This window comes from Paenibacillus sp. FSL R10-2778 (assembly GCF_038593035.1).
Taxonomy (GTDB): Bacteria; Bacillota; Bacilli; order Paenibacillales; family Paenibacillaceae; genus Paenibacillus_AQ; species Paenibacillus_AQ odorifer.
The window spans coordinates 938,414-951,303 of the sequence record NZ_CP151956.1 but is presented as its reverse complement, the minus strand read 5'-3'; the positions used below and the strand labels follow the sequence as shown (position 1 = coordinate 951,303).

Annotated in this window: 4 protein-coding genes and 2 rRNA genes; 1 reads left to right on the top strand and 5 read right to left on the bottom strand. The window is 51.5% G+C overall.

The annotated features are described in order from the left end of the window. Positions 1–73: 73 nt before the first annotated feature. Together NST40_RS04095 and NST40_RS04090 are read right to left on the bottom strand one after the other, a co-directional pair. Positions 74–2,999, bottom strand: a 23S ribosomal RNA gene (locus NST40_RS04095). A gap of 262 nt (positions 3,000–3,261) precedes the next feature. Further along, positions 3,262–4,819: ribosomal RNA gene (locus tag NST40_RS04090) — 16S ribosomal RNA — on the bottom strand. Together the 16S and 23S rRNA genes form the textbook arrangement of a ribosomal RNA operon. Positions 4,820–5,293: 474 nt before the next feature. On the opposite strand from NST40_RS04090, the gene NST40_RS04085 reads away from it, so the two are divergent. Next, positions 5,294–5,581, top strand: coding sequence for a hypothetical protein (locus tag NST40_RS04085; protein WP_076221172.1), 288 nt, complete (start codon positions 5,294–5,296; stop codon positions 5,579–5,581). A 44-nt stretch (positions 5,582–5,625) separates the two neighbouring features. Here the strand turns inward: NST40_RS04085 and NST40_RS04080 are convergent, their stop codons facing one another. Genes NST40_RS04080 through NST40_RS04070 form a run of 3 tightly spaced genes read right to left on the bottom strand, consistent with a single transcriptional unit; the run spans position 5,626 to position 12,872 of the window. Then, positions 5,626–8,373 carry an alpha-mannosidase gene (locus tag NST40_RS04080; protein WP_342410429.1) on the bottom strand — a complete coding sequence of 916 codons (2,748 nt, stop codon included), beginning with the start codon at positions 8,371–8,373 and terminating at the stop codon, positions 5,626–5,628. A gap of 21 nt (positions 8,374–8,394) precedes the next feature. Further along, positions 8,395–11,613 carry an alpha-amylase family protein gene (locus NST40_RS04075; protein ID WP_342410428.1) on the bottom strand — a complete coding sequence of 1,073 codons (3,219 nt, stop codon included), beginning with the start codon at positions 11,611–11,613 and terminating at the stop codon, positions 8,395–8,397. Continuing rightward, positions 11,553–12,872, bottom strand: coding sequence for a glycoside hydrolase family 125 protein (locus NST40_RS04070; RefSeq protein ID WP_342410884.1), 1,320 nt, complete (start codon positions 12,870–12,872; stop codon positions 11,553–11,555). The genes NST40_RS04075 and NST40_RS04070 overlap by 61 nt, the downstream gene beginning before the upstream one ends. Positions 12,873–12,890 lie beyond the last annotated feature (18 nt).

Genomic DNA, 12,890 nt, shown 5'->3' with positions numbered 1-12,890 from the left:
CCCTTCTTACGGGGCCCCCGGAAAGTATTCGGAATTAGCTTCGCAGCTTCTTCTTCACTTTTTGGGGTATTTTTAGGATAAGCCCTCGACCGATTAGTATTGGTCAGCTCCATGCATTGCTGCACTTCCACCTCCAACCTATCTACCTCGTCGTCTTCAAGGGGTCTTACTAATTGGGAAATCTCATCTTGAGGGGGGCTTCACGCTTAGATGCTTTCAGCGCTTATCCCGTCCGTACGTAGCTACCCAGCCATGCTCCTGGCGGAACAACTGGTGCACCAGCGGTACGTCCATCCCGGTCCTCTCGTACTAAGGACAGCTCCTCTCAAATTTCCTGCGCCCACGACAGATAGGGACCGAACTGTCTCACGACGTTCTGAACCCAGCTCGCGTACCGCTTTAATGGGCGAACAGCCCAACCCTTGGGACCTACTTCAGCCCCAGGATGCGATGAGCCGACATCGAGGTGCCAAACCTCCCCGTCGATGTGGACTCTTGGGGGAGATAAGCCTGTTATCCCCAGGGTAGCTTTTATCCGTTGAGCGATGGCCCTTCCATGCGGTACCACCGGATCACTAAGTCCGACTTTCGTCCCTGCTCGACTTGTAGGTCTCGCAGTCAAGCTCCCTTATGCCTTTGCACTCTGCGAATGATTTCCAACCATTCTGAGGGAACCTTGGAACGCCTCCGTTACTCTTTAGGAGGCGACCGCCCCAGTCAAACTGCCCGCCTGACACGGTCCCCGTACCCGATTAGGGCACTAGGTTAGAACCTAGATACGATCAGGGTGGTATCCCAACGGCGCCTCCACCGAAGCTTGCGCTCCGATTTCTACGGCTCCCACCTATCCTGTACAGATCGTACCCAAATTCAATATCAAGCTGCAGTAAAGCTCCATGGGGTCTTTCCGTCTTGTCGCGGGTAACCTGCATCTTCACAGGTATTAAAATTTCACCGGATCTCTCGTTGAGACAGCGCCCAAGTCGTTACGCCATTCGTGCGGGTCAGAATTTACCTGACAAGGAATTTCGCTACCTTAGGACCGTTATAGTTACGGCCGCCGTTTACTGGGGCTTCGGTTCATAGCTTCGGGTTACCCCTAACCACTCCCCTTAACCTTCCAGCACCGGGCAGGCGTCAGCCCGTATACTTCGCCTTGCGGCTTCGCACAGACCTGTGTTTTTGCTAAACAGTCGCTTGGGCCTTTTCACTGCGGCCCCCTCGTGCTATTCACACTACCGGGGCACCCCTTCTCCCGAAGTTACGGGGTCATTTTGCCGAGTTCCTTAACGAGAGTTCTTCCGCGCGCCTTAGAATTCTCTTCTCGCCTACCTGTGTCGGTTTGCGGTACGGGCACCTTCTCCTGGCTAGAGGCTTTTCTTGGCAGTGTGAGATCATGACCTTCGCTACTATAATTTTCGCTCCCCATCACAGCCCAGCCTTATCGATGTGCGGATTTGCCTACACATCAGCCTCACTGCTTAGACGGACATCCATCAGTCCGCGTCACTACCCTCCTGCGTCACCCCATCGCTCATAGCGGATTACGGTGGTACAGTAATTTCAAACTGTTGTCCTTCGACTACGCCTTTCGGCCTCGCCTTAGGTCCCGACTTACCCTGAGCGGACGAGCCTTCCTCAGGAAACCTTGGGCTTTCGGCGGATCAGATTCTCACTGATCTTTTCGTTACTCATACCGGCATTCTCACTTGTGTAGTGTCCAGCGCTCTTTTCAGTACACCTTCAACCCCTACACAACGCTCCCCTACCCCAGATGCAAAGCATCTAGCCATAGCTTCGGTGGTGTGTTTAGCCCCGTTACATTTTCGGCGCAGAGTCACTCGACCAGTGAGCTATTACGCACTCTTTCAATGGTGGCTGCTTCTAAGCCAACATCCTGGTTGTCTGTGCAACTCCACATCCTTTCCCACTTAACACACACTTGGGGACCTTAGCTGATGGTCTGGGCTGTTTCCCTTTTGACAATGGATCTTAGCACTCACTGTCTGACTCCCGGCAATAAGTATATGGCATTCGGAGTTTGACTGAGCTTGGTAATCCTTGCGGACCCCGCACCCAATCAGTGCTCTACCTCCACTACTCTTATACCGAGGCTAGCCCTAAAGCTATTTCGGGGAGAACCAGCTATCTCCGAGTTCGATTGGAATTTCTCCGCTACCCCCACCTCATCCCCGCACTTTTCAACGTACGTGGGTTCGGGCCTCCAGTGCGTGTTACCGCACCTTCACCCTGGACAGGGGTAGATCACACGGTTTCGGGTCTACGTCCACATACTAATTCGCCCTATTCAGACTCGCTTTCGCTGCGGCTCCACCTTCTCGGCTTAACCTTGCATGTTAAACGTAACTCGCCGGTTCATTCTACAAAAGGCACGCCATCACCCATTAATAGGGCTCTGACTTTTTGTAAGCACACGGTTTCAGGTTCTATTTCACTCCCCTTCCGGGGTGCTTTTCACCTTTCCCTCACGGTACTGTTTCACTATCGGTCGCCAGGTAGTATTTAGCCTTAGCAGATGGTCCTGCTGGATTCATACGGGGTTTCACGTGCCCCGCACTACTCGGGATCCGTCTCGGAGAGAATACAGTTTAGGTTACAGGGCTTTTACCTCTATCGCGGGCCTTTCCAGACCTCTTCACCTACCATATTCCTTTGTAACTCCATGTGAGACGTCCCACAACCCCTAAGAGCAAGCTCTTAGGTTTAGGCTGTTCCGCGTTCGCTCGCCGCTACTGACGGAATCACTATTGTTTTCTCTTCCTCAGGGTACTTAGATGTTTCAGTTCCCCTGGTCTGCCTCTACACACCCTATGTATTCAGGTATGAGTAACTGCGAATTACCACAGCTGGGTTTCCCCATTCGGACACCCCCGGATCAAAGCTTGCTTACAGCTCCCCGAGGCAGTTTCGTTGTTCGCCACGTCCTTCGTCGGCTCCTGGCGCCTAGGCATCCTCCGTGTGCTCTTATTAGCTTAACCTTGATTTTTCCGCAGGAAAATATCATACGATGACATTCTCTTTGGAATCATCTCACTAATAACATTTACTTGCTTACACAAGTTGCTAAAAGATGTTCTAAAACGCAAATTCGTTTCGGTATCCAGTTTTCAAGGATCAAGTCTTACTTGAGAGCTTAAACTCTCAAAACTGAGCAACGAGTGAGTAACAGGCCTAAACCTGAGTTTTGGAAGCTGAGCTTCCGATTTGAATGTTCTCATTGCAGAGAACGATTCTCCATAGAAAGGAGGTGATCCAGCCGCACCTTCCGATACGGCTACCTTGTTACGACTTCACCCCAATCATCTACCCCACCTTCGGCGGCTGGCTCCCTTGCGGGTTACCCCACCGACTTCGGGTGTTGTAAACTCTCGTGGTGTGACGGGCGGTGTGTACAAGACCCGGGAACGTATTCACCGCGGCATGCTGATCCGCGATTACTAGCAATTCCGACTTCATGCAGGCGAGTTGCAGCCTGCAATCCGAACTGAGACCGGCTTTGATGGGATTGGCTCCACCTCGCGGCTTCGCTTCCCGTTGTACCGGCCATTGTAGTACGTGTGTAGCCCAGGTCATAAGGGGCATGATGATTTGACGTCATCCCCACCTTCCTCCGGTTTGTCACCGGCAGTCACTCTAGAGTGCCCAGCTTAACCTGCTGGCAACTAAAGTTAAGGGTTGCGCTCGTTGCGGGACTTAACCCAACATCTCACGACACGAGCTGACGACAACCATGCACCACCTGTCTCCTCTGTCCCGAAGGCCGCTGCTATCTCTAGCAGATTCAGAGGGATGTCAAGACCTGGTAAGGTTCTTCGCGTTGCTTCGAATTAAACCACATACTCCACTGCTTGTGCGGGTCCCCGTCAATTCCTTTGAGTTTCAGTCTTGCGACCGTACTCCCCAGGCGGAGTGCTTACTGTGTTAACTTCGGCACCAAGGGTATCGAAACCCCTAACACCTAGCACTCATCGTTTACGGCGTGGACTACCAGGGTATCTAATCCTGTTTGCTCCCCACGCTTTCGCGCCTCAGCGTCAGTTACAGCCCAGAAAGTCGCCTTCGCCACTGGTGTTCCTCCACATATCTACGCATTTCACCGCTACACGTGGAATTCCACTTTCCTCTTCTGTACTCAAGCCACCCAGTTTCCAGTGCGACCTCAGGTTGAGCCCAAGGTTTAAACACCAGACTTAAATAGCCGCCTGCGCGCGCTTTACGCCCAATAATTCCGGACAACGCTTGCCCCCTACGTATTACCGCGGCTGCTGGCACGTAGTTAGCCGGGGCTTTCTTCTCAGGTACCGTCACTCCGGTAGCAGTTACTCTACCGGACGTTCTTCCCTGGCAACAGAGCTTTACGATCCGAAAACCTTCATCACTCACGCGGCGTTGCTCCGTCAGGCTTTCGCCCATTGCGGAAGATTCCCTACTGCTGCCTCCCGTAGGAGTCTGGGCCGTGTCTCAGTCCCAGTGTGGCCGTTCACCCTCTCAGGTCGGCTACGCATCGTCGCCTTGGTGGGCCGTTACCCCACCAACTAGCTAATGCGCCGCAGGCCCATCCCTCAGTGACAGATTGCTCCGTCTTTCATTCTTCTCTCAGGAGAAAAAAGAAATTATCCGGTATTAGCTACCGTTTCCGGTAGTTATCCCAGTCTGAAGGGCAGGTTGCCTACGTGTTACTCACCCGTCCGCCGCTAAGTTACTTTGAAAGCAAGCTTTCAAAGTAACTCCGCTCGACTTGCATGTATTAGGCACGCCGCCAGCGTTCGTCCTGAGCCAGGATCAAACTCTCCAATTAGTATTGAAAAGAGCGATATGCTCATTTTGAAACATCTGACGAGAAAATTAATTCTCTAATTTTGGATTTCACTTACGTGATTTCCTACTCACTCGTTGTTCAGTTTTCAAAGATCAAGTTCTCGTTGGCGCCGTTTAATGTCTCAGCAGCAACTCTTATACTATATCATGTTCGGCTATTTAATGTCAAGCTCTTTTTTTAACTTCTTTTTCGAGCTCGGCATGTGTACTTCTTGGCCGGACTTAGAATATATCATGTATGGAGATGCATTGCAAGCTTTATTTTAATAAAACTAAACACATACTTTTCCGCAATTGTATCGCAACCGCCTTCCCCTTTTCCGCGTCTATCTATTAACATCAGAGCCCCCTTCATACATAGGTATCAATTCCATTATTTTTTTGGCAAAGAGGTGATTCATATAAAGACCTTACATGATCTCTAGCTTCCCTCTAAAAGGAGGTTGGAGAATCAATGAGCAGAAGTGTGAAAAAGCAACCCGTTTGCAGCGACCAACAGAAACACGGTTCCTCATGGGCTAAAAAACAAGCCAATAAAGCCGTCCGCCGCTATCCTGGCGACATCCCTAAAGGGAAATGGTATCAGAAACTGTATAACAGCTGGAACATTTGCGACTACAGCTTTTACCAAACTAAACAGCAGGCGATTCATGAATGGGAAACAAACCATTGGATCCAGTTGAGATTCCCCTCCCGCCAAGAGGCCATTCAAGATTGGCACAAGTCTTATAGAAGAAAGTAAATCAAAAGATGCCCCAGCAGGGAAGCGCCGGGGCATCTTTTTACCTAGAAGCTTAATTTCGCACCTACAGTTACAATCTCAGATGGTCCGACCTCTAAGTGGTGAACCGAAGACGTTACTCCTTGTAAAGCAGGGTTAGGCTGCTCTAAGATATTGCTTTTAAATAAATACTCTTGAGGACTGTTCACTTCCAGTTGCAACTGTGTCTGCTGAGCGGACATATTGTACCAACGCAAAAACAAGTCGCCGGAAGTTCCGTTCATTTTCATGGATGAGAAGGCCATGTTGTCTCCCTCCCAAACCAATGGGGTATATCCAGAGTTCCACTTCCCGCTATGCAGGCCGGTCTGACATACCGTCCAAGGGATCTGGAATTGATAGGCCTCTGTATATGCCCGCTGTTCACTTCCCTCACCAGAATGAGGAATCAGCTCCAGTTGTGCTGTGTATTCGCCCAGGCACTGTGCTTCCGGTGTTGGGAACCAGCCCCAATCCCCCAATTCCCCTACACTGCGTAATAAGGTGATGGCAATAGTATTGCGTCCATCCCGCAGAACCTCATATTCGTTCAATCCCTGATTGGCTACCGTAAGTCCTACATCGCCATTGCTGACATCCACAAAGGATTGCTGATGTTGAGTGTTGCTCGGATTTGCCCATTCTGGTGCTGGATTATTATCTCGGATAGCCACTTCAAACATAGAATCCACACGATGCACATCGGTAGACAGATCGGTCGGGAAAAGCATTCGTATCCGGTGATCCTTGGCTTGGTTATTAATTGTGGATTCAATATGCACACCTTTGCCTTCCCGCTCCAGCGATACGACGGTACGAAGCTTCAAAACCACCGTATTTACACTCCGCTGCGCTTTACGCTCAGGATAATACACAAGTGCACGCTGTTCCGCCTCCAAGGTGTCATCCGCCGAAGCCGGAATCTCCCAATCTATTCGGATCTCAATGGCCGCACGGAAGGGAGAGTCTTCAATCACCTTAATAACTGCAGGCTGGCCTTTGGTCGTCAGCGCTTGTTCACCTTCTGGCTGCTTGTACATGTATTCATTGCCTACGTCTCCGGTATTCTCGTAAATCCCCAACTCACGATAAGTGGTATCGCTATGCTTATCCAATAACGTAAATGAACCATCCTCAGCAACAACTACCTTGAGAGATGCATTCTCCAAGCTGCGCTCTCCTTCTATTAAAGAGCTTCCCTGAGCGGATTCCGTAGTTGATTGTACCCAAGCGTAAGTACAAAGCCCAAGTGCAGGCACATTGCGTGCTTCAAAAGTAAGTCTCACTTTGCGGCACATATACGGCTGACGAAATTGGTCATCAGGCAGATCATAACCAAAGCTTAAACCCAGATCTTCCACTGTAGACGCTAATTCCTCCCCTGTATGATCGACGAGAATCCTGCCGGACAAATCAACAGCCAGCATTCTGCGGGCAGTCTCATCCAAAGGATAACCCTCGCGCAGATATAACCGTTCAGCATCCAGCTCTATAGTTACCGTTCCCGTTCGCTTCCACCCCGTGGTATTCATCACTATAAAAGGAACTGCATCTTCCCCGTATGCGGAAAAGCCAGAAGTCTCCACTTGATCTGCGATAAACTTAGCACTGTCATCTATGATGCTCTCAGCAACATGCCGGCTTTTATCAAAACGAGTTACCATCTCACGATGCACTTCATCCACACTACAACCACAGATACTGTCATGCGGATGGTTCTGCATCAGCGTCTTCCAGGCATAGGTGAATAGATGGTGCGGGTAGTCCTGTCCGGACAGGCAGGCGATGGAGGCCAGCGGCTCGGCTACTTTTTCCAAAAGAGTCTGGCCCAGCTGGTTCATCTGCTTCAAATAAACCCGGGCTGAGGCTGTGTTCACTAAGGTGCCCCATCCGTCTGTACGCTGGCTGCGCAGTTCCCCTGTAACGGTGGAGAGCTCCCGCTGACCCGAGGATAATTGCTGATCCAAGGCTTGCAGATAGTCCGGGAAATTTGAATGCACGAACTTCACTTCAGGGTATAGCTTTTCGGCGGTGCGGATAGCTTCCGGCAAATCCAATTGCAGAGGCTGATGGTCGCACCCGTTCATGAACAATAACTCCCCCGTTGAAGCATACTTCTCTGCATCCGCAAGCTTACGGTCCCAGAATTCCCGAGCCGCACCTTCCTCAACAGGAACTTCATTGCCGTTAGAATACCAGTTGGCAAATAGGATACCGAGAATTTTGGATCCATCCGGCCCTTCCCAGATCAGCTCGGAGAAAGAGGACTCATAACCTGCATCCGATACAGTGTTGTTAAATCCCGTAGGCTTCACCCCGCGTCCAAAAAAAGCATTCGTAATCCCTGACTGCAACATCAGCTGCGGAGTCTGTCCGACCAATCCAAAGGTATCAGGAAAATAACCGATTTTGGAAGGCTCACCGTATTTCTCGGCATCCTGATGGCCGATCTGCATATTCCGCACATTTGCCTCGCCGCTCGTCAGGAACGCATCCTGCAAAATGTACCAAGGTCCAATCAAGATTCGCCCATCCCGGATATACTTCTCCAGCTTCTCTTTGTTCTCTGGCCGAACCTGAAGATAATCCTCCAGAATAATGGTTTGCCCATCGAGGTAAAAACTGCGGAAGGCGGAATCTCCGTCCAGCTTCGCAAGCAGTGCATCCACCAGTTGAACCAGACGGACGTGGTGTTTCTCATAGGGCAAATACCATTCACGGTCCCAGTGAGTATGGGACACGATATGGGCTGTTTTGGTTGTTGTGTGGGTCATCTGTGTGTACACCTCAGTTCTTCAGCATTTATTAAGCGTAATGTTAACCTCTTCAGGTCTGTAGACAGCTACCAGCTTGCCCGCTGAATCAGCTGCAAACAACACCGAACGTTCTTTCTCCAGTAAAAATGAGTAATGAGCTCCAGTTGCAGGATCTTTTATTTCAAGTCCGGCATCCCAGGCGTATTCAGATACGAAGATATACAATGAACCTTCTGCAAAAGCAAGCTTTCGCCCGTACACACCTGGCAGGTCTCCACCGCTGATCCATTCCAGCCCGGTTTCGATACCTGCGGCTTGTGCAGCATATTGGTAGAGCGCGGCGATCGGCTCGTCGCGGTCATTCAGTTCTAAAGGTAGCGGGCACCAGATCAGGCGACCTGCGCCAAGCTGGCGTTCGATGAGATGATCACCTACACCTCCTGAGCTAGACGAATCAACATCTGCATTTGCTGGCGTTTCTTTGACTAGCTCTGCGATTCGCTTCTGTCCGTAGGACACTGCAAACTTGCGTCCGTTCAATAGAAGCTGCTCCTCACGGCGCATGTTGCCAAGTTTACGGGCTCCTACTATTGCGTCCATACGATCCGAAGGCTGCCAATACGCATCAACACCCAATGCTCCAGTAATGAGCAGAACGGCACCTGTACGCTCCACTATGTCCAGCAATTGCTGAAGGGCGTCAGTATCCAGATTGTGCACACTCGGCAGGAGAATCAACTTAGCCGGCTCTGCCTCCAGCGGAGCCAGATCGTATTCCGATACGGCGCGGAAAGGCAAATGAAGCTGATAAGATAAGATCCGTGTCAGGCGGGTAGTCGCATCATAGGCGAGCTTCCGGTTAGAGAAGTCATTCGAGTAAGGGAAAACTACGGCAATCTCTTCCAGCTTCCGCCCGTCAAATAATCCCCCGGCTTCGCCGATGAACCGCCCAAAATCATAAGACATATCCGCTTCCGGCTTCTCAGTCCCATCGGCCCGCAGCGCACCGATCTGTGATTCATTGGCATTATCCATATAAAAGTTCGTGTTCCAGATCCATTGCACAGCCCCGGCACCTCCAGAAGCAAACGCATAGGCATATTTGCGCTCCAGCATGGCCCGCAATTCTTCCTCACTGCGTTTAGCCCGTCCGTCTGGCGACTCTACGTACATGATGCCGGTCTCCTGAATGAGGTTCGGTTTATGATGGGTTTTGGCAAAAATTCCATCCCAGAGCAGATTGTCATTCAACCACCAGCTGTGAACAGTGGTGTAATCGACATCGCGCTCATAAAAGAACGGCGATGGCCGTTGGGCACCTAAAGCCTCATCCTGCCCTACGGTCACTAAATGATCTGGGCAGAGTTCCTTGATAGTGCCGCTAAGCTCCCTTGCCCATACGTTGTGCATGTCCATGGAGAACAGGCAGTAGTCGAGCCAACGTGTGCCGCGCTTCCCGGAATGAATATCCTGCACACTAAAGTTAATCTCTTCTCGCTCAGGAGGTTGTACAGCCGCAAAATCCGGCAATTCCAGCGGCGTCATATTCCAGCGCTCTTGCAGCGAAGTTATATCACCATGGCGTTCTTCCAGCCAAGCAGAGAAAGCAGCGCGTTCATATTTATCTCGCGCCGAGCTCGGTCCGTCCGAGAAAATCCGCGGCGGATCGAACATTGACGGTTCATTGATCAAATCCCAATCGACATGGGTTGTCGTGCGATGCCGTGCGACGATGGAGCGGATGAACCGTTTTTGCGCTTCTACACTGCGCGGATCGAGATAAGGATTCGTCCCTTCCCAAGTCTCGGGCGTAAAGGAGAAGAACGTAAAGGTAACCTGCAGCTCATGCCGCTTCGCAGTCAGTAGAAAAGCATCAATCGCCCGCAGCACTTCTTCCGAGGCATGACCGTCTACCTGCATAATATTGCGGTAGGCTGTCCAGATGCCGGTACGAATCCAGTTGATGCCTGCCTTCCGCATCTGTGCCATATCCCGATCCCAGACATCAGCATTTGGCAGGAATAGAAACTTCCGCGCTACGTCAGAGGTCATATAAGTCATGCCGACAACAGGTAAAGGCTGACCGTCTTTGATAAAATAATCTCTTCCAGCCTTAATCGGTTCCCCCTGCGATAACAGGCCCACGTCATATCCCCAAAAGCCTTGACGCAACATCCGCACTTCGCCTTCTTCCGATACAGCATGGCAAGAAAGATGATACAGGCCAGGTTGAATTTCTATAGCAAGCGGTACACGTAGGAAGTTCAGCTCGCGACTGACCTCAAGCTTGCACTCGTGAGTGAAACATGGGATGGACTCCCCGTCTTTGCTCAGAGTGATGTTCAGGGTCCACTGCGCTGATGTCGGTGACGATTGGCTACGGCTTAGCCGCTGACCCTGCAAAAACAGCAGCGGCCGCTCGCCTTCTTCATAAGAAGCATAGTTAGGCTTCAGCCACAGCTCTGTTACTCCCCGAGCGGCAAAAGTTGCCCAGCGGGTTAATGCTTCCGTTCCGCCTTGATTCCAGAAATCAGGCGTAAGCGGTTGGCCGATGAAGATCCAGCGGCCACCGGCAAAAGGCCCGCCGATATGCTCCCACAGCACAGCTGGAGCTGAAACTTCCCGCCCGGCGGCGGTAATGCCCTTAAGCAGCGGGTAGATCCGCGTGTCCATGGGTCCACTGGAACCCATCTGCTCCGGCAGGTCACTGCTTTTAGTGACATGCGGCACCAGGTTCCAGGTATCCGACAGGGCCAGCAGCTGCTCATCGCCTACGAAGAGCGGAATGTCTCTAAGCGCGACATGCTGCTGTATGCGATCTGCGCTGCTCACACGCAGCGCTTCATGGATATGCAGCTGGCGGTGATAGGCAGTCTGCTCAGCTTCGACCCGCCACTCTTCAGCGACTAGGCGGACTGGATGCTTAAACGGGGCACCGCCAATGCTGATCAAACTGCCGCCTCTGCTCAAATAAGCGACGATGGAAGGCCAAGCTTCCTTTGGGAAGTATGGAGCATGGAAGCTAACGAAGCAGTCCCCGGCCTTGGCACTGTCCAGCGTTTCGGCTAGCTGTGCTGCATGAACAGGAGGGTCAGTATGATGTATTCCTATAGACTGTGCCTGTTCCGCTGTCAGTCCGCCCGCTGCGGTATACCCGGGAAAAGACGGGTCCGCGAACAGGATGATACGGCCCCCGCTCACAGAATACCTTCCTTCATCGCCCGATAGACAAGCTGCGAGAACAAACTGTTCGACCATGCAAACCAGCTGCGGGTAAATACACTAGGATCATCCACATGGAAGCCTTCATGCATATATCCGGTTCCGGCATCCGTACTTTCCAGCATGGCAATCAGTCCCAGCTTCTCTTCGGCAGTCTGAGCCGTAATGCCCTGCATAGACAACGCCATATGCCAGATATAGTTCTCCGGAGTGTGCGGGCTGCCGATCCCTTTGGCAGCTGTGCCTTCATAATAGAACGGATTTTCTTTGCTCAATGCGAAACGTCTGGTGTTCTGGTAGATGGGATCATCCGCCGAAGCGTAACCCAGATACGGAATGGAGATCAGTCCGGGCGTTCCCGCATCGTCCATTAGGCAGTAATTGCCGAAGCCGTCGGTCTCATAAGCATAAATCGGACCAAACTCCGGATGGCGATAAATGCCATAGAGCTTGATGCCATGATCCACTTCAACCTCCAGCTCTTTAAGTTCAGCCAGGAAGTCTAGATCGCGGAAGACCCACTCCGCGAATTCCTGCATCTGGCGCAGCGCGACAACAGCGAACATATTGCCAGGAATGTTGTAGTGGAAATCACAGGCATCATCGCTGGACCGGAAGCCCGACCAGATCATTCCGGTATAGTTCACCGGCATGCCGAGACCGCTATTGCGCAGAGAATCTTCCGGAATGCCGTTATTGCGGCTGAACCGGTACGGAGACTGCTCGAAATGCCGCTGCTCTCTTTTGAACAAATCGAAAATCTGGCGCATGGCCGACTTGAACCCAGCGTCGAAGAAATCAGTCAGGCCCGTCTCTTTCCAGTAGGTATAAGCGAGGCGCACAACAAAACATAACGAATCAATCTCAAATTTACGCTCCCACACCCATGGCGACATCTCGGTCACATCCGTAGTGTTCCAGTGCCAGTCATTGGCCGACTCATTAAATGCATTGGCGTAAGGATCGATATGAATATACTGAATATGGCGTTTGATAAGACCGCCGATAATGCGCTGGAGATCGGGATCGTTTTTGGCCAGAGGCACGTATTGAATTACCTGCTCCACTGAATCACGCAGCCAGGAGGCCGGAATATCGCCGGTAATCACAAAGGTGGTTCCGTCATCCAGCAGTTTAGTCGTCGTCTCCAGCGTATTCGGAAAACAGTTCTTGAACAGCTGCAACAGCTTCGGGCGATGTGCCAGCTTCTCCTCTGCTTCGGCAAGTACTTCTTGCACAGCCTGCGGCAGCGGCAGCTGGGGCATTGCTATTTTGGGTAATCGGAATTGTTCCAAGTGAGATATGCTCCTTTG